Origin of the sequence: Emcibacter nanhaiensis (assembly GCF_006385175.1) — a bacterium.
GTDB classification, from domain to species: domain Bacteria; phylum Pseudomonadota; class Alphaproteobacteria; order Sphingomonadales; family Emcibacteraceae; genus Emcibacter; species Emcibacter nanhaiensis.
Genome location: NZ_VFIY01000008.1, coordinates 18,521 through 44,959, shown reverse-complemented (window position 1 = coordinate 44,959; position 26,439 = coordinate 18,521). Strand labels below are relative to the sequence as shown.

Here is a 26,439-nt window from a genome sequence, read left to right as displayed (position 1 = left end):
AAAGCTGATCATATTATTCTTCTGGAGTGGATCAGAAAATGTCGATTGGTATCTGGCAGATTGCCATTGTTGTCGCCCTTGGTGTCCTGTTGTTCGGCCGCGGTCGGATTTCCGACCTGATGGGTGACGTCGCGCGGGGTATTACCTCCTTCAAAAAAGAAATGAATTCGGTCGAAGACAACTCTTCCCGACTGGCGGAAGGGGAAACCTCCTCTTCCGGCAGCAAGACCGGCGCCTGATCAGAACTGGCATAGAGGGTTTCCCGGATGTTTGATATCGGTGCCATGGAAATGATGGTGGTGGCGGTGATTGCCATTGTTGTCATCGGTCCCCGCGATTTGCCCAAGGCGCTCCGCGCGATGGGGCGGTTCTGGGGCCATGTCCGGGACCTCAAGGAAACTGTAACCGACCAGGTTGAAGAACTGATCAGCCAGGATGAAATGGCCGAAATCAGGAAGGTGCGCGAGCAGGCCATGGCGGCAAAAAACCTGGCCCAGGGCAAAATTGATATTGCAGATCAGAATCAGTCTAAGACAAATAATAAGGTCTAGTTATATTAGGGCCTTACCGATGTTCTATGTGACCCGCCTGTAACAGAACTGTCTCCAAACTGATACAATTTTATACAATTTCACGGCTGGAAATCAGCTTCTTTCGGGACCGGGGCGGCCTGCTCCGGCAATCCCGTTTGCTCGATAACAAATAGTTAAAAAAACGTTAATTTTGTTTCGATCCTAGTTTCACAATTCATCTCTAGTTTCTTCGGCAGTCAAGCATTGATCCTCGTCTTTCAAAGGGGATGGGTGGGTTTGATTATTTTCTTAACTTCAACTTTAACAGAGAGATGTTGGACATGGACAAGATTGTCAAAGATGTTAACGGTACGGAGACCGTTGAACATGAAGTCAATGAAATTGCCGCTGAGCTGGAAAGCAAAGCACACGATATGGATGCTTCAGTGGATATGCCGCTGGAAAACCGTGGTAACGCTTCCGAGCCGATCGGCGTGCTGATGGCCAAGCGGATCAAGCGCCGCAGCTTTATGAAAGGTTCTGCCGCTGCTGCTTCCGTTTCCGCTATGGTTGCTTCCCCCATGATGGCGACCAAAGCTGCTGCTGCTCCGGCCGACAGCCTGACCTTCACCCCGATCGAAGGTTCCACCGAAGACACTGCCGTTGTTCCGGAAGGTTACGAGTGGTACTCCATCCTGCAGTTCGGCCAGTCCCTGAGCCCGTTTGTTTCCGACCTGTCCGACGCTGACCTGGTGGCTGGCAAGCACCTGACCAACAAAGGCGCCAAGGACCAGGCCGAGCAGTTTGGCTACAACAACGACGCGGTTGAGTTCTTTGCCTTGCCGACACCGGACTCCAATGGTAAAAACAATGCCGTGATCTGTGTGAACCACGAATATATCAACGACAACCTGGTGTATCCGGACCGCGGTTCCTACGGCAGCACTGCCGACTATTTCATGGCTTATCCGACAGCCGACAAATGGGCCCGCAATGCCATCGGCATGACCGTTGCCGAAATCGAGCGCAAGCACGGCAAATGGCAGGTTGTTAAATCCTCCGGCTTTAACCGCCGTATCACCATGAACACACCGTTTGCGCTGACCGGTCCGGCCCGCAAGAATGAGTATCTGCAGACTTCCGCCAACCCGGCTGGTACCCGTGTCAAAGGGACCTACAACAACTGTGCTGCCGGCGGCACGCCCTGGGGCACTTACCTGTCTGCTGAAGAAAACACCGACGGTGTCTTCTCCAACTTCGCCGGTCTGGAAGCCGCTCTGTCCGGTTCAACCGATCCGAAAGACATCAAGCTGCTTGACATGCACCGTCGCCTGCAGCCGGCATCCGGCAGCAGCTACCTCGGCTTCGAAGCTTTCGATGATCGCTTCGACGTTGCTAAAGAGCCGCACGAGCCGTTCCGTTTCGGTTGGGTTTGTGAAGTTGACCCCTATGATCCGGGCGCTGCGCCGCGCAAACTGACCGCCCTGGGTCGCTTCAAGCACGAATGTGCCACAACCATCGAAGCCGCCAACAAACATTGTGTGGTTTACATGGGTGACGACGCCCGCTTCGAATATGTTTATAAATTCGTTTCCGAGCGCAAAATCAACAAAAACCGTCGCCGCAACAAAAACCTGCTGAACAAAGGTACACTCTATGTGGCCAAGTTCAACGAAGACGGCACCGGTGAGTGGATGGCAGTGGACTATGACAGCCAGGAAGTGCTGCAGACCGCCAAGGTTGAAGGCACTGACATTCCGCAGTTCGACAACCAGGCTGAAGTTCTGATCAACGCCCGTCGCGCCGGTGACCTGCTGGGCGCTACCCCGATGGACCGTCCGGAAGATGTGGAAGCCAACCCGGTGACCCGCAAGGTCTATGTCGCTTGTACCAACAACACTAAACGTACCTCCGGTGACTCTATTGCTGAGCGTGACGGCCGTGACGTACAGCAGTTCCCGGACATCGCCAACCCGCGTCCGGCCAACAGCTGGGGCCATATCATCGAAATCTCCGAAGATGGTGACGACAACACAGCCACCAGCTTCACCTGGGAAATTTTCCTGCTGGCCGGTGATCCCCAGTCTTCCGCTGGTCGCTTCCTGACCCAGGACGAAGACCTGAACGATGTGGATCTGGGCAGCGAAGAAGCCCTGGACCGTGACGACACCTACTATGCCGGTTTTGCTCACGGTGACCTGGTTAGCCCGATCGGCGCTCCGGACAACATCAGCTTCGACAAACAGGGCAATCTGTGGATCGTGACTGACGGTTCCCAGCCGACCGGCGTTCACAACGGTACATTCGCTGTTCCGACCGAAGGTCCGAACCGTGGTTACCTGCGTCAGTTCATGAGCGGCCCGAACGACTCAGAAGTTTGCGGCTGTGAATTTACTCCGGACAACCGCACCCTGCTCCTGAACATCCAGCACCCGGGTGACCGCGGTGTTCTGGGTACGCCGAACTCCAACTTCCCGAACGGTGGTTCTTCCGAGCCCCGTCCGACCCTGATCGGTGTTCGTCGCAAGGACAACAAGCCGGTTGGCCGCTAAGACCGACCGTCATTAAATTGCAAAGGGAAGGGGCCATTCTGGCCCCTTCTTTCGTTATGGGAGACGTGTAGTGAGTAACCTGCTATCAGACCAAGTTGGGCCGGGCATGATCACCGGGGAACGCATCCCCAATTTTGCCCGCCTGGATACGTCCGGGAGCGCGCGGCTGTTTTACGATCTCTGTTGTGGGCAGGGGGCGCTGATCCTGCTGGCGCCGGCAGGTTGGCAGGACGGTGAGGTCATGGCGGAGTGCCGGGCCCGTGCTGAACAACAGGGCCTGGTGCCGATCCTGTTGTCGGTTTCGCCCGGGACCCAGGGGCAGGACGGCTGGATTGTGCTGGTGGATACGGACGGCGCCCTGATCCGGCATTTTACCGGCCTGGATACTGCCGCGGGACTGGAAAAGCCGGAGATGATTCTGACGGACAGTACCCTCCGGGTTGCCTGGCGCGGCACCGGACCCTTACCCGCACTTGCGGATCGCAGCAATGTTGTACCGCCGGTGTTGCAGGTGCCAGGCCTTTTTTCGCCGGATGAATGCCGGAGCCTGATCAGCTATTTTCAGCAGGGCAGCGCGGAACTGTCCGGCTCCCACGGCGCTGCCGGGGATGGCGTGGCACTTGAGTACCGGCCGGATCTTAAACGGCGCCGGGATGTTCATGTGCATGACAGCACACTGACGGAACGTCTCATGATGCTGATTTCCCGGCGGTTGGGACCCGAACTCAGGCAGGTGTATCATTTCACCCCCTCCCAGGTGGAAAAGTTCAAGCTGGCCTGTTACAGCAACGAAGATGAGGGCCATTTTGCAGTTCACCGGGACAATTCGACACCGGATGCACGGCAGCGCAAATTTGCCCTGACCGTAAACCTGAACACCGGTGACTATGAAGGCGGTGGCCTGGTGTTTCCGGAATATTCATCGACGCCGGTGGTGCCGCCCCGCGGGGGTGCCGTGGTTTTTTCCTGCGGTCTCGCCCACCGGGTTCTGCCCGTAACCAGGGGGCAGCGTTACGTGCTGATCAGCTTTTTCAGCTGATGCCGTCGGGAGAGCGGTTGCCGGGCCGGTGTTCGATGATCTCGGCTGGGGTGGCAAAGCCGGGCCGGAAACGGATGATGGTGTGGTAATCAAATTCCCGTCCTGCGGACATTGTGATGGTCTGGTCAAGCCGGTAATTCCCCGCCGTCAGCCCCTTGTCTTTCGCCTCCGCTGCGTGGAAAAAGGCCTGGCGGTCAGAAGGCTTCAGGCGCCGGAGGCTGCGCTGAAGCAGGTCCGGCAAATAACGAGCATCAATCACCGTTCCGCCGTAGCGGGTCAGGGCCGGGGCGAGGATCCGGAATGTGGCGGCAGAAACAAATCCCAGGCTTTCCAGTTCCCGGATATCCTGGAACGGGGCGACCGTGGCGCGGTAATTTACAATGCGCTCTGCTGTCTCCCGCGCGTCAATCTGGCCCATGCCGCTTTCTTCCAGTACGGCCCGGATCAATGTTGCATCCGCCCGGTTGACGTCCAGCTTTGAAACTTCCGGAAATAGCGCGGTCAGGTGAATTGGCTTTCCAGATTTCCGGGGGAGTGCAACTTCCTGCGCGATCGGTATCTCTTCCCCGGCGATCATCTGCGCCATGATATGGTTTGCTTCGCCAAGGGCGAGGGCGCGTGCCTGTCGGTCCTCCTGGTCATGGGTCAGGGCCAGGCTGTCGCCGGTGCCGCTGCGCAGGATCAGGATAACGAAGACGGAAATCAGGATCACCGCCCAGAGGACGGTGATGAGCGCGAAGCCGGCCTCGGCATCCCGGCGGTCAGTCATCGGATTTGGCAGCCGGGGCGATACGGCTCAGCCGTTCCCGGAGTTCCTTGGTGACTTCCTGGGCTTCCCTGGTGGAGCCGATGACCCGGGGTGTAATCAGCACCAGAAGTTCGGTGCGCTTGTTGGCGTAACCGGTGGTCTTGAACAGATTTCCCATCAGCGGGATTTTGCTGATCACCGGCACACCGCTTTCCTCCTCGCTGATCTGATGCTGGATCAGGCCACCAAGGGCGATGGTGGCGCCGCTTTTAACGGCGATGGTGCTGGCCAGATAACGTTGCTGGATGGTCGGGGCATCGATGCCGGAGGTCAGGGTTTCGACCACATTGGAGACTTCCTGCTCCACATCGATCAGCACCATGCCGGAGCTGTTGACCCGCGGGGTGACGCGCAGGATCACACCGGTGTCCCGATAGTCGATGCTGTTGACAATCAGGGGATTGGAGTTCTCCGTGCTGGTGGCGGACTGGACCGGCACCGGCACCTCGTCGCCGACCTGCAGGATCGCGGTCTGGTTGTTGAGCACCATTAGCTGCGGCGAGGAGACGATTTCCACGTCTGTGACGCTGTCCAGTGCATTGAGTACCGCCCTCGCATCCGGGTCATCAAACACGGCAGAAAACCCGGGAAAGGAACTGGCAACCGTGCCGGTATCAGCATCGGACAGGGTCAGGTCGAAATCCCCTTCCTGGAAAAACCACTGCAGGCCGTAACGCAGGTCATTGTTGAGCTTCACCTCGGCGACGGTCGCCTCGATCATCACTTGCAGCGGTTCGATATCCAGTTGCTTGAGGGATGATTTGATCAGCCGGTAGTCCTGTTGCGAGGCCATGATCAGCAGCGCGTTGTTGCGGTCGTCGGCAATGATGCGCAGGTTGTCGGCGACAAAACTGACCTGGGCTTCCTGCTGCGAGTTTCGGGCCTCGCCAAGGGTGCTCATGGCAGAGCTGGTTCTGCCGGCGTGCTCGCTGGTGTCCTGGTTCCGATTGTCTGTGCCGGAGGACAGGCGTTTGGGGGTGAGGCCGGGGGCGACGGTGCTATTGTTGCCAAGGGTGTGTTGCTCGGCGCCGAAAATGCCGCCCAGGACAGTCGCCAGGTCGCGGGCCCGGCCGTTCTGGACCTTGTAGACATAGAGCCGGTTGCCGCTGCTCTGGCCGCCGTGGTCCAGTTCGGTGATCCACTCGCGGCTGCGTTCCAGCAGGTCCGGATTAACGGCGATGACCATGATGGCATTCATGCGCTCGACCGGCAGGAACTGCACTGCGTTGGGGGCCGTATCGCCGCTGGCGGTGGCAAACAGGGTTTCCAGTTCCCTGATCACGTCGGTGGCATTGGCGGCTTCCAGCGGATACAGGCCGTAGGACATGCCCTGCATCCAGTCGACGTCAAAGACCGAAATCATGTCGATCAGGCTCATCCGCTCCGGACCGGTGCCGGCGATGACCAGCAGGTTGCGTTCCGGCTCGACGGTGACCTTGGCGCGAACGGGCACAAAGGGTTCGATGATGTCCATAATCCGGTCGGCAGAGACATGCTTCAGCGGCAGGATATGGAGGCCGTAGCCGGCTTTGATGTCCTTGGATGACAGTCCCACCAGATGCCCGCCCGGGAAGTCGTCCGCGGCGGCAGATTTGATATGATAGGTTACACCGTCGAATACCAGGCGGCCGCCCACCGTATCCAGAGCGCTTTCAAAGGCCATCAGCAGGGCCGGCCGTGGCAGGCTCTCGCCGGTCTGCAGGGAAATGCGGCCGTCAATGGCGGGATCAACGCTGTAGGCGGCTTTCAGAATTTTGCCGAAAATCACATCGGCGACGGCGCGGATATCCGCATTCTGGAAGTTCAGGTCAACTCCGTCGCCGGAGGCCTGCCACTGTTTTACGGAGGGCAGGGCGCTTGCCACAACCTGGCCCGTGCCTCTCTTTTCGAAGCCTCCATTGGGACCCGCTTCACCTTCCGGGGAAATGTCAGCGGGACCGTTGTCGGAAACTTCTGTTTCCATCGGCAGGGTATCCAGTCGGTTCAATGTCGCGGACGTCGGGCTTTCACTGTTGCCGTACAGGGAACAGCCTTGCAAAATCAATATGACGGTAAGCCCGAGGAGGGGTTGAACAATGATATTTTTTGCGACCTGAAACATAACCCTGCGCACCTTATTCTGATGAGATTCCAAACCAAGAATAATTGGCCGCCTATTGTGACAGCGGTTTTACAAGCGCTCAGTCATCTACCTGCGGGATCGTATATTTTCCGATCTTGAGCGGTTCCGGTTCCTCATTGGCCATTTTTCCCGGATTTGAGGTGTTTTTTGCCGGTTTTCGTACTGATGAGAATGTGGCTTTTTCCGTCTCTTGCGACACTGATTCGGTCTGCAGGGACAGGGTCAGGGTCCGCCCATTTTTTTCCAGTTCGACCGAGTTGGCGGCAGCACTTCTGACGGTCCAGCCCGCGAAACTATCGCCAACCGCCACTTCCCGGCTTTCCCCGTCTTCGCTCTCCAGGATAACCCAGACTGTTTTACCGGACCGGATGATACCCATCAGGCGGGGTTGCCCTTCAGCGGGTTCTGCTATGACGTTTTTGTCCTGCGTTTGCCGGGGTTCGTCCTCGCTGTCATAAAGCGGGAAGGCGTTTGCCTGGCGGGCGAAAACATAAAGGGCCTGTTTGTCCGTTTCCTGGATAGGTTGGGAAATGGACCGGGATGACATGTTGGCGGGGCTCTCCCGGTCGGTATGGTAGAGAGTGACAAGGGAGAGAACAAAGACAACAAGGCTGGCGCCCGCGCAAAAGGCCAGAACAGTGTCAAAAATATTCCAGGACTCTGTCCATTTGGTCATGGCGCGTCCTCCCCGATATCCGCCAGGCCGGAAACGACAAATTTAGTGGCCAGATTACGGCTGTTGTCTGCCCCCGGCCGGGCACTCGGCGCCTTTTCCCGCACTGTCAGTTGATCCACAACAAGGGCGATTTCCGCTGTTTCAATATCAAGCAGAATAGCTGTCAGCATCTCATAGTTCAGCTCGACGCTGACCTGCAGGTCGACCCGTTCCGATTTGTCCGGGTTCTGGCTTTGCAGGCGCATCATTTTCAGGTCGGCGCCGTGATCTTCCAACAGCGACTGGATGTAACGCTGCAGTTCCGCCCCGGCGAGGGCATGGCTTTCCCCCTGCAGGTAGGTGTTCTGCCAGTCAGTATTTTGCTCCAGTTCCGCCAGTCGGGCGACAATCTCGTCTTTCCGTCCGGCAAGGCGAGTATACTTCTCTACCAGTCCGCGGGTCTGTGTCAGGGCGCTGATATTCTGCGCTGTGCCGGACACCCCGGGGGCAAACAGGAGGGTATAGGCCAGCCACACCAGAACGGCAAGGATCAGGACGGCCAGCAGCCGGCCGGCAAGTGAGCGGGGATCAGTTGTCATTGTCTGTCTCCCCGTTGATGATGGCCCTAAGGGTAAAGGCTTCGCGACCGTCCACTTCCAGGGTGACCTGGCTGTCAAACTCTATTCCGCGGATCAGGTCCAGCTGTTTCAGTTTCTCAATCGTCTCGGCCGCGCGAATGCTGTTGCCACCAAGTAGCAGCAGATTGTCCCGCACTTCGATGGTTTCGATTTCCATGCTGCCGTCCAGCGCCCGGCCGATTTCCGCCAGCGCCCGAAGCCTTGACGGGCTTCCGTCCCGCAGGTTGAGGGCGGCGGTCTGTTTTTGCGCCAGCCGGTTCAGGTCCTGCTGCAGGTTGGCGGCCTGGGTGGCGGATTCCTGGATTTGGCCCAACTCCGCCCGGGCCTGTTCAAGCTGCCGGCCGGAAAGCAGCAGAGGCACATAGGACGCAAGCAGCAGGAACGAAGATGTGAGACCGGCAAGGACAAGCCGCCGCCGTGACCTGCTCTTGTGCTGGCGGGACCAGGGAGTGTCGTTTGCGGTTAGTGGAAGGACCATTTCCGTCGACAGGCACAGGCCGTCAACGCCTTCCAGGGCGGCGCCGTCAAGTTGCCGCACCGGCAGGATCACGACCCGGCAGGACAGTTGTCCGGCCTGAGCCGCCGGGCTGACTTTGTAGCCGCCGAGCACCTGCTCTGGCCGGAAAGGGGTGCGTTCCTCGATTTCCAGCTTTACCAGGTCTTCGAGATGACGATAGCTGCTGGCCGGCAGGGAAAAAGTAAAATCCAGTGTCTGGCTGTCCTCCAGCCTGAGGAGGTTGGCCGCATTGTTGCCGGGACCAGACAACCAGCTCCCCGGGATCAAATTTTCCAGGGCCTCGAACCACCAGTCCAGGGCCTTTTCCACATTCCAGCCTGCCTGACGCAAAAGTCCGCCCCGCCAGAAACAGCCCAGCACAGGCGCCGTGAGCGGGCCGTCAAAAAGTCTTGTGACCTGTGGTTCAATAGGTGTCGGTTTCATTCTCGTTTTCTTGGGCTTTCGGCAGCAATAACGGCCTTATATACAAGCCAATTGTTTCAGTTTGATCACCATCGTCGGGATTTTCGCAGGCGATTCGGATCAGGTCGGGACCGTGCGACGGGAAAGACCACTGGTTGCTCCAGCGCCCCCGGTCGCCGTTCTGCTGATAATAGGAAATGCCGAGGATACGCGGCCCGAGTTCGAGCTGTTTATGCTCGACCAGGTTTTTCCCGTTCATGGTGGCAAGGGACAGGTGCAGTGTTCCTTCCTCAAGGGCCAGACGCGCCCGGTACAGCCCCGGCGGCAGGGCGTCAATCGGGGAGCGCACCAGGAAATCCAGGCGTTTTGAGGTGCCGGAAAAGGCGAGCCGCTGGCCCTCGTCGGCAGTCGTTTCAAAAGCCGGGGCCGCCTGTTCCACAAGCCTTTTCAGCAAGCGTTTCACGGCAATGTCAGCGTGGAGCTCCAGGCTGCTTTGCTCTGTCGCCTGCAGGGATTTCTGGCTGAAGCCGATAATGCCGGTGATCATCAGCATGATCAGGGACAACAGCGCGATGCTGATCAGGATTTCCAGCAGGGTGAAGCCGGCTGACTTGTCGTCGGGACGGGGGCTCATTGTTCCTCCTCCCGCCGGTGCAGCCACTGGCTGGACAGAAGTACCCGGTCCCCGGTCTTATCCAGGATCCGGATGTGTTCAAGGATAAATCCTTTTTCCGTCAAGCCCTCGGGACTGATATCCCGGACGCTGAGGCGCAGGTCGCCGGTCTCAGAAACCTTTTCTCCCGCCATGATCCGGGTCATGAGGTTTTCCGCCTGTGCCAGCCGGTCCAGTTCCTGCTGTTGCCTGACGGTCCGGTTCAGGCTGTCGGATATGCCGCCGAAGGCCGCCACCATCACCAGCGACAGGATGGCGAGTGCCACCAGGGTCTCGAGCAGGGTAAAGCCCCGTTCAGGATCAGGACGCCGGGGCACGGGTCACCTGTCCGGTCAGCCAGTCGATTTTCAGGACCTCGGAAAAGGGCCCTTTCCCTAAGCGGATTTCACCGCCGGTGGAACTGCCGTCGGGATAAAACAGGATCTGTCCCTGGTCCTTTTGTTCCCCGAGTTCACGGGCAGTGACCATGTCCAGCCGATCCAGGCCGGCGAGGGACAGGCTGTCCCGCTCATTGGCGAGGCGCTTGTCGGTCAGGTCCAGGACCAGAGCCTGGGGTCGGGCCGTCTGCCGGGCCCTGAGGCCGGTATCCAGCACCAGCTGGCGGCTTTCCTGTACCAGGCGCGTGAGCTCGGTGCGCGCGTTGCCGCTGAACAGGCGCGGCCCGGCAAGGCCCGCCAGCAGCGCCAGGATGGCGATCACCACCAGAATCTCCAGCAGCGTATAGCCCTGATCGCCTGCGTGAGGGTTATTTGCGGGCCACGATGTCCGCATTCTCGTTTTCTCCGCCTGCCACCTTGTCGGCGCCATAGCTCATCAGGTCGTAGGCACGGTCCGTTCCGGGTTTTTTATAGACATAGGGCGTGCCCCAGGGATCGATGATGCCGCTTTCCTTTTCCAGATAGGGGCCATTCCAGCTGGCGGCGTCTTTCGGCGCGGTGAGCAGGGCCTGGAGCCCGTCATCGGTGCTGGGGTAATCGCCGACTTCCAGGCGGTAGAGATTAAGCGCAGCGGCCAGGTTTTCCAGCTGTACACCGGCCACATCTTCCTTGGCGGAGCCGAGGTATTTCAATACCGCCGGTGCGGCGAAAGTGGCCAGCAGCGCCAGGATCGCCAGCACCACCAGAAGTTCCAGCAGGGTATAGCCTTCGTCACCGGCTCTTTGTTGATATTTCCGTTTGTTGCCCATGTTTCTTACTTCATACAAGTTCGTTGATACCAAGAACGGCGGACATGATGGACCAGATCACGAGCCCGACCACGATCCCCATGATGAGGGTGACAACGGGGGTGAGCAGGCTAGTCAGCCGGTTGAGTTTCTTTTCCATCCGGCGTTCGATGATGTCGGCAAGCCGGGTCAGCATATGGGGAAGCTGGTTTGTTTCCTCGCCGATGCGCATGAACTGCAGGCTGAGGCGGGGCAGCAGCCCGGTCCCCTCCAGCGCCTGCCACAGCGGGCGTCCCTGTTCCACTTCCTGACCGGCTTCCCTGAGTTTGTCATCCATCGCCCGGTTGCCGCTGCCCCGGGTCGCCAGCGCCAGTGCCTGCTGCAGGGAGACGCCACCCTCGGTCAGGATGGAAAGCGCGCGGGCGAACCGAACGGTGCCCAGGTCGACCACAAGACGGCGCAGCGGCCCGACTTTCAGCATCAGGGCGTCAATTCTGGCGCGTCCGTCCGCGCTGCGCAGCATCAGCAGCAGATAAAGGACCGGCAGTGCCAGCAACAGCAGGATCAGCGGGCCATAGTCGAGCGCGGCCTGACTGACATCCCACAGGATGCGGGTCAGCAGCGGCAGTTTTTCCCCGGCATTGGCGAAGATCGGTTCAAACCGCGGCAGCACCACAGTGACCATCAGCAGCACAACACCGATAGCGGCAATCACCAGGACCGTCGGATAGGTGAGGGCGGAGATCAGCTGGCTTTTCAGCTCCAGCGTCTTGCGGTGGTGTTCCGCCAGCCGGTTAAGGACGGCGGGCAGGGTCGCGCTCAGTTCCCCGGCCCGGATCAGGTTGAGGTCGATGCGGGAAAAACCGAATTCGGGTTCAGCCAGGCAGTCGGTGAGCTTTTCCCCGGCCCGGAGCTTGTCCAGCGCCGCCTGCATCAGTTGTCTTTGCCGGTCGGTGCGCAGGGTGTCGATCAGCAGGGCGAGGCTTTGTTCCATGGTCATGCCGGCACCCAGCAGCAGGGCGAGCTGTTCCATCATTTCCGCCCGGTCCTCAGCGGTGACGGCCTTGCTGCCGCCCACTTCCATGGCCAGCAACCGTCGGATCGCACCCTCGTCGCCGCTCAGGCTGACCGGGGACAGGCCTTCCCGGCGCAACTGGCGCAGGGCGTCCATGCGGTCGCGGGCGTCAAGTTCGCCTTTATGACTTTTTCCATCTGCGGACAGGGCATGATAGCTGAACTGAACCATTGGCCAGTACCCTAATACGAGCCGGAGGTCATGCGCAGCACCTCTTCGAGCGAGGTCCGGCCGCCGAGCGCTTTTTTGATGCCGCTGCCCCGCATGTTGACCCAGCCGTCGGACAGCAGGCTTTTCTCGATGTCGGCACTGTCCCGGTGCCCATATACCTGCTGACGCAATTGTTCATCAACCGGCATCAGTTCGTGGATGATGGTGCGACCCCTGTAGCCCGTGTGATCGCAGACCGGGCAGCCCGCGGGCTGCCACAGGGTCACCTTGCCGTCGGTGACATGGCCGTCGAGGATCTGTTCCTGTCCGGCCAGATGGCGGCGCAGGACGTCCCCGTCCACCTGCACTTCCGTGCGGCAGTCCGGACACAGGCAGCGCACCAGGCGCTGGGCCGAGGCCCCGGCCAGGGTGGAGGCCAGCAGGTAATCGTCGACGCCCATATCCAGCAGCCGGGAGATGCTGGCGGCGGCGCTGTTGGTATGCAGGGTGGCCAGCACCAGATGGCCGGTCAGGGCCGCTTCGACGGCGATACTTGCCGTTTCCAGGTCGCGGATTTCGCCGATCAGCAGCACATTGGGATTATGGCGCAATGTGGCGCGCAGCACCCGGGCGAAGCTGAGGCCGATCTCCGGCTTGACCTGGGTCTGGACGATGCCCGGCAGTTCATATTCCACCGGGTCTTCCACGGTAATGATTTTGCGCTCCGGCTGATTGATGGATTTCAGCGCGGCGTAGAGTGTCGTGGTTTTCCCGGAACTGGTCGGGCCGGTGACCAGGAAAATGCCGTTGGGCCGGTGCAGGATCTCCATCAGGGCGGCGCTATCCCGGTCGGAAAAACCGAGTGCCGCAAAATCCAGTTCAACAGCCTGCTGGTCGAGGATCCGGATGACGATGGTTTCCCCGTGAATGGCCGGCAGGGTGGCGACGCGCAGGTCGATATTGCGGCCGCGGATGGTGGTGCGGATGCGACCGTCCTGGGGCAGGCGGTTTTCGGCAATATTCATATGGGCCAGCAGCTTGATGCGGGACAGCACCGCGGCGCGCGGGCCACGGTCGATTTTCTCGATCACTTTCAGCTGGCCGTCGAGCCGGAACCGGACAGTCAGGTCCCGTTCAGAGGATTCCAGGTGGATGTCGGTGGCTTTAAGCTCTACCGCCCGGTCCAGCAACCTGCTGACCAGCCTGATGACCGGCGCCTCGCTGGCCAGTTCCCTGAGGCGGCCAAGGTCCTCCTGCTCGACGCCTTCGGTCGTGCTGTCCGGCGCGGAAGTCTCAGCCGTATCGTGGTCCGCCAGGCTGCGCTCCAGCTGCGCCCGGGTGGCGATAAGGAGGGCGAGGGGCTTGCCCACGGCCAGGTCAATGGCGTGGATCAGGAACTTGTCGGTCGGGTCGGTGAGCGCCAGCGCAAAACCGTCTTCCTGATCCCGCAGGGGCAGGACCAGGTTTTCCCGCAGGAATTTGACGGGCAGGGGGCCCCCGGTCAGCAACTCCGGGTCCCGTTGTTCCAGGTCCGCGCCGCTCAGCAGGGAACAGCCGGTGAAGTCGGCCAGGGTGCGGCAGCATTGTTCGTCGTTCATCAGGCCGAGGCTGACCAGGATATGCGCCGGACGACCGCCGCTTTCCTCAGCCGCACGGCGGATGCGTGTTGCGCCGGTCTCATCAAGCACGTCCTGCCGCACCAGAAAGCTGACAAAATCCTCCGGCTGGTCCGCTACACCATGCTGTATTGACTGTTCTGACAATGACTGGGACATTTCCACTGAACCGCTGCAGGTCCTGCCCGGACCCGTTGAGATCTTAAGGTTTCAAACTAGAGCGGCTATGTGACATCGGTATGACAGAAATGCGAAGGGAAGGGTGGTGGGGACACCCTTCCCGGTATTGGTCAAGTCCGCTGTGAACCGTTACTTGCGGCGGGAACGAACAAGGCCCATGCTGGCCAGGCCGAGCAGGCCCAGCGACAGGGCGCCCGGGGCCGGTACATCCACAAACAGGACGGGGCCGAAATCCACATATTCTTCCCCGGCCCACTCCATGTCTTCCAGGTTGATAAGATCGATACGCCAGGCGATAACATCCCGGAGGATCAGGGCGTCAACAAAGCTATAGCCGTCAGAGAGACCGTCCCGGTCAACCTGCACCAGGGTGTCGTTGCCGTCCTGGATAAAGGATACATAGTCTTCCATCTCGGAAACGTCGGTGTCATACCCCAGCAGCAGGGTGGTGAGGTCCAGGTAATCTCCGGTTTCAAAGTCGATCAGGATGTCGGTTTTTGAGTCGAGGATGTCCATGAAGAAAACGTCAGATCCGGTACCGCCGCTGGCCCGGTCCCTGCCGTCACCGAGTACCATCAGGTCGTCGCCGTTCTGGCCGTACAGGCGGTCGTTGCCGGCGCCGCCGACAAGATAATCATTGTCATTGCCGCCAAACAGGCGGTCTGCGCCGTTTTCGCCAAAGAGGATGTCATTGCCGTTATTGCCATAGAGGTAGTCGGCGCCGCCGCCGCCGGCGACACGATCCTCGCCTGCGCCGGCGCGGATTTCATCCTGGCCGTTGCCGCCGAAGATATCATCATCGCCGCCGCGGCCCTTGATCAGGTCTGCGCCGCCGCGCCCATCAATAATGTCGTTGCCGTTTGTGCCGATGAGGATTTCATCTGAGGAATTGCCGATAATCACATCGGCCTGTGCGGTCGCGGTTGTCAAAAACACTGCCGCAAGAAAGCTGAACGCTAAAATATTTTTCATTGGTAGTCCTGTTCTTTTACTAAATCCCTGCCGGACAAGTCTGGATGCCTGCCCGGCTCTTTAAGCCCGATTGGTTCTTTATTCCCGCAGGTTGCGCACCGCGGGAATCCTGCAACGGCAAAGCAATATCTGCGCCAGAATGATATTTCTTATATAAAACAAAAGGTTATGATGTATTTTGGAGGGCTTGTCACAAAAACTGTAAAGTCTGCCGACAGCTCAATGTTACAAGGGTGTTTCAGTGATTTTTCAATTATATTTCAATAGGTTATAAGTCATTGAAATAACTGGGGCGGAACCTTCGAAACGGTGCCGGAATCGCAGATCAAAAGTTGTAAAATTATCCGACAGTCCTCCACCAGTCCGCGGACCGCCGGGGCCCTGTTCTTCAGCGGTTGCCCGGGGTCACCTTCTTCAAAGGCGGAATTTTCTCCCGAATGACGATATAAACTTACCATTTGGGCAGGCCGGGAATGTTCAAATGCAGCTGGATGCCCTAAACTGCATCCATGCAGTATCGAACAGGAAGTCAGTAAATTAATCCCAGCTTGCCCATGACCAGTCTTTTTCACAACTATGATCACCCCCTTGATGTGCTGTCTTTTCTTCTGGAGGCGGCAGGGAGAGGGGAAAAGACCGCCCTGGTGACGGTGACCGAGACCGTCGGCGGGTCGGTGCGTGCTCCCGGTGCCCTGATGGGGGTGCTGGAAGACGGCACCGTCGCCGGCTATGTCTCCAACGGCTGTGTCGACGGCAATCTGGTGTTTCAGGCGCAGCAGGCCATGGACACGAACACCCCGGCCCAGGTCAGGTACGGTCAGGGCTCTCCCTATGTGGATATCAAGCTGCCGTGTGGCGGCGCCATCGACCTGCTGATCACTCCCAACCCGGACCTGGAGGTCCTCCGCCAGGCCATCGAGCGCCTGTCGGATCGCCGGGAATGTGCGCTGGAGGTGGGCGTGGATGGAGGCCTGAAGCTCAGCGATACTCGCTCTGATATGTCCCGCTGGCGGGACGGGGAGACGTTCGTGGTCAGCTGCCTGCCCAAACTGCAGCTGCGCATTGCCGGCATCGGCGCAGAGGTGCTGGCCCTGACCCGGCTGGCCTGTGCCTCCGGCTTTGAGGTCATTGTCCAGTCGCCGGACGAAAACTGTCTGCGTCAGGCGCGGGCGCTCGGGGCTGGGACCACCGAGTTGCTGAACAGTCCCTCCCGGCCGCCGGAAAACCACGACGATATCTATACCGCCTTTGTGCTGATGTTCCATGACCACAGCTGGGAAACCGAGCTGCTGAAATCCGCCCTCGGCGGCAAAGCCTTTTACATCGGCGCCCTCGGCAGCCGCAAGGCCCACGCCATCCGCTGTGACCAGCTGGAGGAAGCAGGAGTCGACGACAGCGATATCGCCCGCATCCACGGTCCCATCGGGCTGGTGTCCTCGCTCCGGGATGCGTCCATGGTGGCGATCTCGACCCTGGCGGAAATCATCGAGGGCTACAGCAAGGTTATCCTGGACAGGACCGGCAAATAAAAATGGCGGGCCCGGCCCGCCATTTCCTTGGTAGAGAAGTTCGCCCAGTCAGGACAGCAGCACATAGGCGACGACCGCAACGGCAATCACCACGCCGCCGATCACAACCCACTTCACCACACCCGGACCTTCTTCAGGCGGCAGCTCGGCACCGGTTTCCACGCTGATGACCTGGGCCAGCTTCTTGAAGAACTGCCCGGCCAGCATATTTGCGGTGCTCTGGATCAGGCGTCCGCCCAGTTGGGCGATCTTGCCGGTCACTTCCGCATCCACATCATAGCTGAGCTTGGTGCCAACCTCCGTCTCGGTCAGGGTGACCTTGGCCGCCCCCTTGGCATTGCCCATGGAGCCGGCGCTGCCGGCGCCGCTCAGGGTATAGCTGTGTGGCGGGTTGAGGTCGCTGAGTTCCACCTGGCCCTCAAAGCTGGCGGTCACCGGGCCGATGCGGTTGGTCACCTTGGCTTTAAAACTGTTCTCGCCGATCCGTTCCATGCTTTCGCAGCCGGGAATGCATTTGGCCAGGATCTCCGGATCGTTGATGGCCTCCCAGACTTCTGCCTTGGTGGCGGGAATTTCGTTTTCACCTGTAATTTTCATTGATGTCTTCCTGTTTCTTTAAATGTTCATTGGGGCATTGCCCCGAAAAGTTGCGCCTCTTCCGGCGTGTCGATGTCGGTCATGAAATGGTTGTTGGGAACCTCGAACCGGTGCACCAGTTCGGGGTGGGCATCGATGAATTTCCGGCATCCCGGCACCTGCCTGTCAGCCTTGATATCCCGTGCCAGGGACGCCGGAAATATCACCGGGTTGCCTCTGGCGCCTTGGAAATAGGGGATGAAGATTTTATCTCTACCGCTATGCATAAATCCGTCGATCAGCAGGGCAATGTCTGCTTCCTCCAGCAGCGGCTGGTCGGCGAGGGCAAGCATGACCGCTTCCCCGTCCATAGCCGCCGCCTGGAAACCGGCCCGGGCGGTGGACTGCCGTCCTTCCTGATAGTCCGGGTTGACCACACAGCGCACGTCGAGGCCGCTGAGGGCTTCACGCACCCGGTCCGCTTCATGGCCGAGGACGACGATGACCCGCTCGGCGCAGGCCCGGTAGCGGCGCACGGCCCGGCGGACCAGCGGCTCGCCGTCAATTTCGAGCAGCAGCTTGTTGGCTTCGCCCATGCGCCGGGACAGTCCTGCGGCAAGCACGACGATTTCTATGTCAGGACTAGCTGTCGTCACTCGGTTTCTTCTCATTCTTGATCTGGATGACCTGGGCCAGGATGGAGACGGCAATCTCCGCCGGCCCCCGGGCGCCGATATGCAACCCGGCCGGTGAGATCAGCCGGTCCAGATCCTGATCCGAGATCCCGCTTTCCACAAGCCGTTCTTTCCAGAAAGCGGCTTTTTTCATACTGGCCACAAAAAACACATGGGGGCAACAGCTTTTCACGGCGGCCTCCAGCGCAGCCTTGTCTTTGACGCCCTGGGTGGCGACGACAATATAGTCCGGGGCAGGTTTGTTGCCGGCGGCGAGATCGTCAAGGGTGAAGTTTTCCGTGGCCGCCGAGTTGCCGCCACTTTCCCCGTGCAGGGAGCGGAAGCCCAGCGCCCGGCCAAAGACCACGAGGGAATGGGCAAGTTCCGTTTCGCCGAATACCACCAGGGTCGGTTTGGGTTTGACCGGTTCGAGGAATACCTCCACTTCGCCTTTGCTCGGGCAGCTGCTGGGAAAGGTCTCGAGGCCTTCTTCTTCCTCGACCTCATCCATGCGTTCCTTGGGCATGGTGCGGATGAACTGGGGCTCGCCGCTCTCGATGGCGTGTTGTGCCGCCTTCTTGACCGCGCCCCTCAGGCAGCCGCCGCCGATGGTGCCGATAATCTCGCCGTCACCGGTGATGATCGCCTTGTCGCCGGGCTTGGCAGCGGCCGCACCATGGACCCGGATAATGGTGGCGACCACATAGGGAGTTTTGCCGTCCCAGCGCTCCTGGAAAGCGGCAACCGCATTTCTTGCCCCCAGCAGGGAGGTTTCCAGTTCACTAAGCGGCGGCAAGGTATTTCTCCAGCAGCAGAAGAGATCTGAGGTTATGCGCGGGGGCAAAGACATCGATTTGGCCCAGCGCTTTCTGCATGGCGTTGGTGGAAGGCTCATAACTCTCGCGACCCAGCATGGGATTGAGCCAGATGATTTTGTAGCAGCGAGTGCGGAGCCGTTTCAGCTCAGCTTCCAGCTTTTCCGGCGCACCGGTGTCATAACCGTCGCTCATGATGATGGCGACGGTTCGCTTGCCAGTATATTTCTGCGCGTAGTTGCGGTTGAAGGTGGCCAGCGCGTCACCAATCCGGGTGCCGCCGGACCAGCCCTGGCTGATCAGGGCCAGCTTTTCCATCATCTTGACCGGATCGGCTTCTTTCAGGGTCTGGGTGATATGCACCAGCCGGGTGTGGAACAGGAAGGCCTCGGCCCTGAGGAACCCGCCGGTCAGGGCATGGACGAAACGGGCAAAAAACAGTGAATAAGCGTCCATGGAGCCCGACACATCGACAAAAGTCAGCAGCGAAACAGGTGGCCGTTTTTTCAGCTTCTTTCTGATCTTGACCGGGAAACCGCCGGTTTCGATCATGTGGCGCAGGGTGCGGCGCAGGTCGATCACCACGCCTTTGTTGAACTTGCGGTAGCGCCGGGCGATCCGGTAGCGCATCTGCCGGGCCAGCCGTTCCGCCAGGGCCATCAGCCGCTCGAACTCCTCGGGATCGCTGATTTTGCCGAAATCGGCCCGGGCGCCTGAGCCTTTTTCTGAGGCACCGCCCTGGACGTTGCCGGTGCTTTGCTGTTCTTCTTCGCCGGATGTTTCGTCCTGTTGCTGCTTCCATTCGAAATAATGGGCCAGTCCGCCGCCGGAGGCGCCGGGGCCTTGTTCCTGTTCCTTGGAAACGACGGCTTCCCGGGCGGCCGACTTCTGGCGATAGACGGTGCGTTTCCGGCCCACCCGTTCGTTCCAGTAGGCGTCGAACAATTCGTCGAAGCGGCCGATTTCCGAAGGGGTGGAGCAAAAGACCACCTGCAGGGCCTGGCGGAAGCGCCGCTGCCGAAGGGTATCTTCCAGGGACAGTACCGAGCAGAGATCCGCCACATCCCGGCGGCCGATGGTATAACCGTTGTCCCGCAGCAGCCGGGAAAACTGCACCAGGCGGGCTTCGAAGCCGGGGATATCACTTGTTATGTTTGGGGTGGCCGTTTCTGTCATGCGGATTTGGCAATCAGTTTGGAGACGATTTCAACCGGCAGGGCGTCAATATCCTCCCGGGTTTTCAGGACACACAACAGGGTATTATGGATCAGTTCCACGTCATCGCCCAGGTCGCGGACATTCAGGCCGACAAGGGCGGCGGTCCAGTCCAGGGTTTCGGCGATGCCCGGGGTTTTCTTGAGGTCTTCCTTGCGCAGGGTCTGAATGAAGTTCACGATCTGGCTCGCAAGGCTCTCCGGACAGTCGGGCATTCTTTTGCGCACGATCCGGAGTTCGGTGCCGGCATCGGGATAGTCGATGTAATGATAGAGGCAACGCCGCCGCAGCGCGTCGGACAGTTCCCGGGTGCCGTTGGAGGTCAGGATCACCAGGGGAATGGTCTTGGCCTTGACGACGCCATATTCGGGAATGGAAATCTGGTATTCGGCCAGCAGTTCCAGCAGGAAGGCCTCGAACTCCTCATCGGCCCGGTCGATCTCGTCGATCAACAGGATCGGGGAGATGTCCTGGGTGATGGCCTGCAGCAGCGGACGTTTCAACAGGAAATCTTCAGAAAACAGGTCCTTGTCGGCAATAGGGGTATGCTCGTTGGCCTTCTTGGCGATGGTCAGGATCTGGCGCTGGTAGTTCCACTCATAGATGGCCTGGGTGGCGTCCAGCCCTTCATAGCATTGCAGGCGGATCAGCTTGCGGCCCATGGCCTCGGCCAGGGCGCTGGCGACAAAGGTCTTGCCGACCCCGGCTTCGCCTTCCAGCAGCAGCGGACGGGACAGCTTCTCCGCCATATACAGGGCAGTGGCCAGGACATCCTCGGCCACATAGGAGCCCTGTTCCAGATATTGTCGGTATTCCTGAACGCTACTCATCAAAAGCTTTCCAATGTTTGGTCATGGCAAGGAGAAAGGACAAAATTTCCATTTTGCCCTTTCTCGGATTGTTTTACCGGACGTGCGGCCCGGGATGGCTCAGAGCCCGAGGCTCTGGGCATAGGCCCAGATATTGGCCGATGTATGCGGCATATGGGTATGCACCCCGCCCAGTTTCTTGAAGGCGTCGTTGACCGCATTGGAGAAGGCCGGCACGCCGCCCACATGGGGGCTTTCACCAACGCCCTTGGCGCCGATCGGATGATGCGGGCTCGGCACTTCGGTATAGTCGGTTTCCCAATGGGGAGTCTCCACTGCTGTCGGCAGGAAGAAGTCCATCAGACTGCCGCCCTGGACGTTACCATACTCGTCATAATGGATCAGCTGGCCCATGGCGACGGCGAAGGCTTCAGTGAGGCCGCCGTGGATCTGGCCCTCGATAATCATCGGGTTGATCCGGGTGCCGCAGTCATCCAGGGCGTAGAAGCGCCGGATTTTACTTTCGCCGGTGTCCACATCAATGTCGACCACGCAGAAATAGGCGCCGTAAGGATAGGTGAAGTTCGGCGGATCATAGTAATCCACGGCCTCCAGCCCCATCTCCATGCCTTCCGGCACATTATTGTAGGCGGCCCAGGCAAGCTCCTTCATGGACTTGCGTTTTTCCGGATTGCCCTTGACCTGGAAGCCGTCCACATTCCATTCCAGATCGTCATGATGGACTTCCAGAAGGTGTGAGGCGATCAGCTGCGCTTTCTGCTTGATCTTGCGGCCGGCCCGGGCACAAGCGGCCCCCGCTACCGGGGTGGAGCGGGAGCCGTAGGTGCCGAGCCCGTAAGGCGCGGTGTCGGTGTCGCCCTCCTCGATGGTGATCATGTCAGACGGGATGCCGGTCTCGGTCGCCAGGATCTGGGCATAAGTGGTTTCATGGCCCTGTCCCTGGGACTTGGTGCCGAGCCGGGCGATGGCCGCGCCGGTCGGATGAACACGGATTTCACAGCTGTCGAACATACCGATGCCGAGAATGTCGCAGTTCTTGGACGGTCCGGCGCCGACAATTTCCGTAAAGAAGGAAATGCCGATGCCCATCAGTTGCCGGGACTTGCCGGCTTTGAAGTCCGCAAGCTTCTGGGCCTGTTCCTGGCGCAGCTGGTCATAGCCCACGGCGTCCATGGCCTTGGCCATAGCGGTGGGATAGTCGCCGCTGTCATACTCCCAGCCTGTGGCCGAGGTATAGGGGAACTGTTCCGGCTGGACGAAGTTTTTCTTGCGGATATCGGCCGGGTCCATGTCCAGTTTCTGGGCCAGCACGTCGATGATCCGCTCGATGGTATAGACCGCCTCGGTCACCCGGAACGAACAGCGATAGGCCACCCCGCCCGGTGCCTTGTTGGTATAGACCCCGTCCACCTGGATAAAGGCGGAGGGAATGTCATAGGAGCCGGTACAGACATGATACAGGCCGGCCGGGAATTTGGTCGGGTCGGCGCAGGCGTCAAAGGCCCCGTGGTCAGCCAGCACGTGCGAGCGCATGCCGAGGATCTTGCCGTCCTTGGTCGCCGCCAGTTCGGCAGTGATGTGATAGTCACGGGCGAAGGCGGTGGTGGTCAGGTTTTCGATCCGGTCCTCCACCCATTTGACCGGCGCGCCGGCAACGATGGTGCCGACCACGGACATGACGTAGCCGGGATAGACCCCGACTTTATTGCCGAAGCCGCCGCCGATATCCGGGGCAATGACCCGGATTTTATGTTCCGGGATATTGGCAATCAGCGAGGCCACAGTACGGACCACATGGGGCGCCTGGAAGGTGCCCCACAGGGTCAGCTGGCCGGTGATCTTGTCCATATTGGCCACAGAACAGCAGGTTTCCAGCGGACAGGGATGGACCCGGGGATGGGCCAGATATTCCTTGACCACCACATCGGCCTTGGAGAAGGCGTCTTCGGTGGCGTCCTTGTCGCCGGCGGTCCAGGTGAAGATATGATTGTGATGAACCCGGGGACCGTGGGCGCCTTCCTTCTTGTCCTTGATGTCCTCACGTAGCAGCGGCGCGTCGGGCTCCATGGACTTGAAGGGGTCGACCAGCGGCTCCAGCTCTTCATATTCCACTTCAAGGGCCTCGACCCCGTCGGCGGCCGCATAGCGGTCCTTGGCGATGATGAAGGCCACTTCCTGATTCTGGAACAGCACTTTTTCGTGGGCCAGCACCGCCTGCACGTCGCCCGCCAGGGTCGGCATATAATGGAGGTTCAGCGGAATAAGGTCTTCTGCAGTAACCACCGCCACCACGCCGGGGACGGCGAGGGCGGAGTCTTTGTTGATGTTTTTGATGCGGGCATGGGCGTAGGGACTACGATAGAAATCCCCGAACAGCATGCCGGGCAGCTTGACATCGTCCACGTAGTTGCCTTTGCCCTGGGTGAAACGGACGTCTTCGACGCGTTTTCTTTTACAGCCGATGCCTTCAAGTTTTTCTTCTCTTTCCTGTGCGGAAACTGGAGTTTGATCATTCATTCTGCCGCCTCCCTCTGGTTCAGTGTGTTTGCCGCGCTCTGGATCGCCTTGACAATATTCTGGTATCCGGTGCAGCGGCAGATGTTGCCGGAAATGCCCCAGCGGATTTCTTCCTCGGTGGGATCCGGGTTTTCCTGCAGCAGGCGATGGGCCCGCATGATCATGCCCGGGGTGCAGAAGCCGCATTGCAGACCATGGTTCTGGCGGAAGGCTTCCTGCAGGGCATGCAGGGTACCGTCCGGCTGGGCCATGCCTTCAACCGTGGTGATGTCGGCGCCGTCCGCCTGGACCGTGAACATGGTGCAGCTTTTGACGGAACGGCCGTCAAGATCGACGGTACAGGCCCCGCAGTGGGTGGTGTCACAGCCGATGTGCGCCCCGGTCAGCAACAGCTGCTCGCGCAATGTATGAATTAAAAGTTCCCGATCCTCGACAAGCAGTTCCTGTGGCTCGCCGTTGATGGTTAAATTGACTACCCTTTTAGCCATCCCAATATACCTCCGCTTTTAGCTTCACCTGCACGATCCTTGGCGCTCTCCAGCGCCCGTCGCACCATTACACCGGCCATTTTCGTCCGATATTCCGCCGAACCCCGTCCGTCGGAAACCGGACTGGTAATGGCCTCGGCCGCCGCCACGGCCTTGTCGATATCAGTGGCGTCCAGGGACGTGCCGACAATCGCCTTTACCGCGTCCTCTGCATACAGCGGCGTATCGGCCACGTTGGTCAGGGCAATGGATGCCGCCCGGACCTGGCCCTTGGCTATTTCCACAATGACCGCTGCTGCGGCGGTGGCGTAATCGCCGACTTTCCGTTTCAGCTTGGTGTAGGCATAGCCGTGATTTTCAGCCGGCATGGGAATTTTCACGCCGGTGATGATTTCACCGGTGTCAAGGGCCGTGAAATAGGCGCCCTGGTAAAAGTCCCGGGCCTTGATATTTCTGGAGCCGCCGCTGCTTTCGACCACATAGGTGGCGTCGAGGCACTGCATCAGGCCGGGCATGTCGTTGCCCGGGTCGCCGTTGCCGATGTTGCCGCCCAAGGTGCCGCAGTAACGCACCTGGGGGTCGGCGATCAGCAGGGCTGCTTCCCGCATGATCGGGCAGGCGCGATGCAGATCCTCATCGCCGATGAGTTCATGCTGGGTGGTCATGGCCCCGATGGTGATTTCCTTTTTCCCCACGGAGATACCCTTCAGCTCGCTGATCTTGCTCAGGTCAACAAGCTTTTCCGGACTGGCCATGCGCAGTTTCATCATCGGGATGAGGCTGTGGCCCCCTGCCAGGGGACGGGTGTTCTCACCGCCGTCGGCCAGCATCTTCAGGGCATCGCCCTTGGATGTTGGACATAGATATTCAAAGCTCCCAGGAATCATATTTTTCCGCCTTTCGTTCGAAGCTGGTCGATAGATTATTCTTGTGGAAAACATGAAAAAATGTGCGCATTCTCCAATCCCGTAAATGCGCGCACTCCCTCTATTCAAGAAGGCTAACAACAGAATTCAGGGCCTTGCAAACGTTTCCTCCCGACTGTGCGTGAAGGACGGTTTATTTTCACCAGTGGCGAATTATTTCCACGAAAAACGTTACGAGACTGCAGGAGTGTCGGCAGGGTACAAAGGCGAGTCTCACGTTAGTTTTCCTGAAGCCGGCTTATCTGAATATACAAAAGTGATTGAAAAGGTTCCGGATTAGGATTATTTTTCAGATATACAAAAAATCTGTCCCGGGAACCATGGACAGGAAAACATAAATAGGGAAAAGAGGCCGGAAGGTATTTTCTTTCAGGGGGTAGCAACAGAAATTCTCAATGCATTCCATCAGGGCATGGATGCTGTAAAAGAGGGATGACATTTCATAATGATCGTTCATTATGATCCTATTTTGGTACTTCTCTCCATAGGCGCCGCCATGCTCGGCACCTACACGGCCATTATTATCCTGGCCAAGGCCCGGGCCACCCGGCATATTGCCTATAAAACCCGGATCGCCCTCGGGTCACTTGCTCTGGGCGTGGGGATCTGGTCCATGCATTTTATCGGCTTGCTGGCGATCCAGTTGCCGATCCCGGTCAGTTACGCCTTTCTGCCCACGCTTTTGTCGTCTCTGGTGGCGGTGGTGCTTACCGGACTGGCTCTCTATGCCGCGACCTCCGGGGTGCTGACCAAATATGGCCGGCCGGCGGGGGCATTGCTGATGGGGCTGGGCATTTCCACCATGCATTATATCGGGATGGACGCGCTGCGCATTGTCTGCCGGGTGTCCTATAGTACCGTCGGCATCGCCGGCGCCTTTGCCATCAGCGTCGTTGCCTCCTGGATCGCCTTGTGGGTTTTAACGTCGGTGACCATGAAGGGCCGGAACCATATCGTCGCTTCGATTATCCTGGGGATCGCCATTTCAGCGATGCATTATGTGGCCATGTTCGGCACCACGTTTGATTATCTGGACAGTGGTGACGTGCTTGAGGTGTCGGCCATTGACAATACTTTCCTGGCGGGCATCATCGCTCTGGTCACCTTCCTGTTGCTTGATGCTTTCCTGCTGCTTTCCCTGCCCAGCGCCAAGGACAACAAATACCGCCGCAAAAAACGTCTAGGTCTTGAACTGGCCTACTCCCTGTCGGATGCCTGGCGGGGCGGGCTGACGCCCGATGTGGTCAAAGTCCGCTTCGATGATAAGGATATCGCCAAGGGACCCAAGGTCAACGGCCTGAACTTCGCGGTTGATTTGCAGGCGGGACAGGGGGGCTCGAATCTCTATCCCCTGTTTGGTGCCGTCAGTGCTTCACCGACGGCGGCAAACGGATCCGAAGGGGCGGGACCGGAGTCTTCGCTGCAGGAAGAGGAAAGCAGTATCCAGATCTCTAAAAACGGTGAGATCCGCTTTATCAAATCTTCCAGCATTTTCTATATTTCTGCCGCCGGGCATTATACCCAGATTGGTCATCTGAACGAACAGGGGGAGATTGAGGAGAACTTCTGTGACCGGCGCCTCTCTGCCCTGGAAGAGGTCCTTCGGGAACATGGCTTCATCAAGGTCCACCGCAGCCATCTGGTCAATCTGGCCAAGGTGGTGGGCTATAAACGCCAGGGTGAAGCCGGATCGATTATCTTCTCCACCCATGTGGGCAGGAAACTCCCCATCAGCCGCAAACATTTTGGCATGGTCAGCCAGGCGATCACCCAAAATCAGCATGCCCTGTGAT

At 59.2% G+C, this 26,439-nt stretch carries 26 protein-coding genes; 6 read left to right on the top strand and 20 right to left on the bottom strand.

What is annotated here, in order from left to right:
* Positions 1-38: 38 nt before the first annotated feature.
* The 4 genes from FIV46_RS08925 to FIV46_RS08910 all read left to right on the top strand — a co-directional run bounded on the left by FIV46_RS08925 (position 39) and on the right by FIV46_RS08910 (position 4,103).
* Positions 39-239, top strand: coding sequence for a twin-arginine translocase TatA/TatE family subunit (locus FIV46_RS08925; RefSeq protein ID WP_139940579.1), 201 nt, complete (start codon positions 39-41; stop codon positions 237-239).
* A gap of 27 nt (positions 240-266) precedes the next feature.
* Positions 267-551: a Sec-independent protein translocase protein TatB gene (gene tatB, locus FIV46_RS08920; RefSeq protein WP_139940578.1), complete on the top strand. Its 285-nt coding sequence runs from the start codon at positions 267-269 to the stop codon at positions 549-551.
* Positions 552-853: 302 nt separating this feature from the next.
* Positions 854-3,064, top strand: coding sequence for a PhoX family protein (locus FIV46_RS08915; protein ID WP_181163143.1), 2,211 nt, complete (start codon positions 854-856; stop codon positions 3,062-3,064).
* A 70-nt stretch (positions 3,065-3,134) separates the two neighbouring features.
* Positions 3,135-4,103, top strand: a complete 969-nt coding sequence (locus tag FIV46_RS08910; RefSeq protein ID WP_139940576.1) for a 2OG-Fe(II) oxygenase — start codon at positions 3,135-3,137, stop codon at positions 4,101-4,103.
* On the opposite strand, the gene FIV46_RS08905 is transcribed toward FIV46_RS08910, so the two are convergent.
* The 12 genes from FIV46_RS08905 to FIV46_RS08850 form a co-directional block, all read right to left on the bottom strand.
* The gene (locus FIV46_RS08905) at positions 4,096-4,872 is read right to left on the bottom strand and encodes a helix-hairpin-helix domain-containing protein (RefSeq protein WP_139940575.1); all 777 of its coding nucleotides are present in this window, start codon (positions 4,870-4,872) and stop codon (positions 4,096-4,098) included. The two genes, FIV46_RS08910 and FIV46_RS08905, sit on opposite strands and share 8 nt — an antisense overlap.
* On the bottom strand, positions 4,865-7,012 hold the full coding sequence (gene gspD, locus FIV46_RS08900; protein ID WP_139940574.1) for a type II secretion system secretin GspD: 2,148 nt from the start codon (positions 7,010-7,012) through the stop codon (positions 4,865-4,867). Before gspD ends, FIV46_RS08905 begins: the two co-directional genes overlap by 8 nt.
* Positions 7,013-7,091: 79 nt before the next feature.
* Positions 7,092-7,709, bottom strand: a complete 618-nt coding sequence (locus FIV46_RS08895) for a hypothetical protein (protein ID WP_139940573.1) — start codon at positions 7,707-7,709, stop codon at positions 7,092-7,094.
* Complete coding sequence (gene gspM, locus FIV46_RS08890; RefSeq protein ID WP_139940572.1) at positions 7,706-8,287, bottom strand: type II secretion system protein GspM; 582 nt, start codon at positions 8,285-8,287, stop codon at positions 7,706-7,708. Before gspM ends, FIV46_RS08895 begins: the two co-directional genes overlap by 4 nt.
* Entirely contained in the window at positions 8,277-9,266 is a 990-nt protein-coding gene (locus FIV46_RS08885; RefSeq protein WP_139940571.1) for a hypothetical protein, read from the bottom strand. The genes gspM and FIV46_RS08885 overlap by 11 nt, the downstream gene beginning before the upstream one ends.
* The gene (locus tag FIV46_RS08880) at positions 9,247-9,879 is read right to left on the bottom strand and encodes a PulJ/GspJ family protein (RefSeq protein ID WP_139940570.1); all 633 of its coding nucleotides are present in this window, start codon (positions 9,877-9,879) and stop codon (positions 9,247-9,249) included. Before FIV46_RS08880 ends, FIV46_RS08885 begins: the two co-directional genes overlap by 20 nt.
* Positions 9,876-10,235, bottom strand: a complete 360-nt coding sequence (locus FIV46_RS08875; RefSeq protein ID WP_139940569.1) for a PulJ/GspJ family protein — start codon at positions 10,233-10,235, stop codon at positions 9,876-9,878. The genes FIV46_RS08880 and FIV46_RS08875 overlap by 4 nt, the downstream gene beginning before the upstream one ends.
* Complete coding sequence (locus FIV46_RS08870; protein WP_181163142.1) at positions 10,219-10,689, bottom strand: prepilin-type N-terminal cleavage/methylation domain-containing protein; 471 nt, start codon at positions 10,687-10,689, stop codon at positions 10,219-10,221. Before FIV46_RS08870 ends, FIV46_RS08875 begins: the two co-directional genes overlap by 17 nt.
* Positions 10,664-11,104, bottom strand: coding sequence for a type II secretion system major pseudopilin GspG (gene gspG / locus FIV46_RS08865; protein WP_139940567.1), 441 nt, complete (start codon positions 11,102-11,104; stop codon positions 10,664-10,666). The genes FIV46_RS08870 and gspG overlap by 26 nt, the downstream gene beginning before the upstream one ends.
* 10 nt (positions 11,105-11,114) lie before the next feature.
* Positions 11,115-12,329, bottom strand: coding sequence for a type II secretion system F family protein (locus FIV46_RS08860; RefSeq protein WP_139940566.1), 1,215 nt, complete (start codon positions 12,327-12,329; stop codon positions 11,115-11,117).
* A gap of 11 nt (positions 12,330-12,340) precedes the next feature.
* Positions 12,341-14,083: a GspE/PulE family protein gene (locus FIV46_RS08855; RefSeq protein ID WP_139940565.1), complete on the bottom strand. Its 1,743-nt coding sequence runs from the start codon at positions 14,081-14,083 to the stop codon at positions 12,341-12,343.
* Positions 14,084-14,233: 150 nt separating this feature from the next.
* Positions 14,234-15,076: a calcium-binding protein gene (locus FIV46_RS08850; RefSeq protein ID WP_139940564.1), complete on the bottom strand. Its 843-nt coding sequence runs from the start codon at positions 15,074-15,076 to the stop codon at positions 14,234-14,236.
* Between the two features lie 554 nt (positions 15,077-15,630).
* Here FIV46_RS08850 and FIV46_RS08845 point away from each other — a divergent pair.
* Positions 15,631-16,605 carry an XdhC family protein gene (locus FIV46_RS08845; protein WP_139940563.1) on the top strand — a complete coding sequence of 325 codons (975 nt, stop codon included), beginning with the start codon at positions 15,631-15,633 and terminating at the stop codon, positions 16,603-16,605.
* Positions 16,606-16,653: 48 nt separating this feature from the next.
* Here FIV46_RS08845 and FIV46_RS08840 read toward each other — a convergent pair whose 3' ends face one another.
* The 8 genes from FIV46_RS08840 to FIV46_RS08805 form a co-directional block, all read right to left on the bottom strand.
* A complete protein-coding gene (locus tag FIV46_RS08840; protein WP_139940562.1) occupies positions 16,654-17,202 on the bottom strand; it encodes an SRPBCC family protein in 549 nt (182 codons plus the stop codon).
* Positions 17,203-17,228: 26 nt separating this feature from the next.
* Complete coding sequence (locus FIV46_RS08835; protein WP_181163140.1) at positions 17,229-17,837, bottom strand: nucleotidyltransferase family protein; 609 nt, start codon at positions 17,835-17,837, stop codon at positions 17,229-17,231.
* Entirely contained in the window at positions 17,824-18,651 is an 828-nt protein-coding gene (locus tag FIV46_RS08830; RefSeq protein WP_181163139.1) for an XdhC family protein, read from the bottom strand. The genes FIV46_RS08835 and FIV46_RS08830 overlap by 14 nt, the downstream gene beginning before the upstream one ends.
* A complete protein-coding gene (locus FIV46_RS08825) occupies positions 18,638-19,846 on the bottom strand; it encodes a vWA domain-containing protein (RefSeq protein WP_139940559.1) in 1,209 nt (402 codons plus the stop codon). The genes FIV46_RS08830 and FIV46_RS08825 overlap by 14 nt, the downstream gene beginning before the upstream one ends.
* A complete protein-coding gene (locus tag FIV46_RS08820) occupies positions 19,843-20,715 on the bottom strand; it encodes an AAA family ATPase (RefSeq protein WP_139940558.1) in 873 nt (290 codons plus the stop codon). Before FIV46_RS08820 ends, FIV46_RS08825 begins: the two co-directional genes overlap by 4 nt.
* Before the next feature lie 99 nt (positions 20,716-20,814).
* Positions 20,815-23,232 carry an aerobic carbon-monoxide dehydrogenase large subunit gene (locus FIV46_RS08815; RefSeq protein ID WP_139940557.1) on the bottom strand — a complete coding sequence of 806 codons (2,418 nt, stop codon included), beginning with the start codon at positions 23,230-23,232 and terminating at the stop codon, positions 20,815-20,817.
* Positions 23,229-23,720: a (2Fe-2S)-binding protein gene (locus FIV46_RS08810; protein WP_139940556.1), complete on the bottom strand. Its 492-nt coding sequence runs from the start codon at positions 23,718-23,720 to the stop codon at positions 23,229-23,231. Before FIV46_RS08810 ends, FIV46_RS08815 begins: the two co-directional genes overlap by 4 nt.
* Entirely contained in the window at positions 23,705-24,607 is a 903-nt protein-coding gene (locus FIV46_RS08805; protein ID WP_139940555.1) for an FAD binding domain-containing protein, read from the bottom strand. The genes FIV46_RS08810 and FIV46_RS08805 overlap by 16 nt, the downstream gene beginning before the upstream one ends.
* Before the next feature lie 484 nt (positions 24,608-25,091).
* On the opposite strand from FIV46_RS08805, the gene FIV46_RS08800 reads away from it, so the two are divergent.
* Positions 25,092-26,438 carry an MHYT domain-containing protein gene (locus tag FIV46_RS08800; RefSeq protein WP_139940554.1) on the top strand — a complete coding sequence of 449 codons (1,347 nt, stop codon included), beginning with the start codon at positions 25,092-25,094 and terminating at the stop codon, positions 26,436-26,438.
* Position 26,439: the final 1 nt, after the last annotated feature.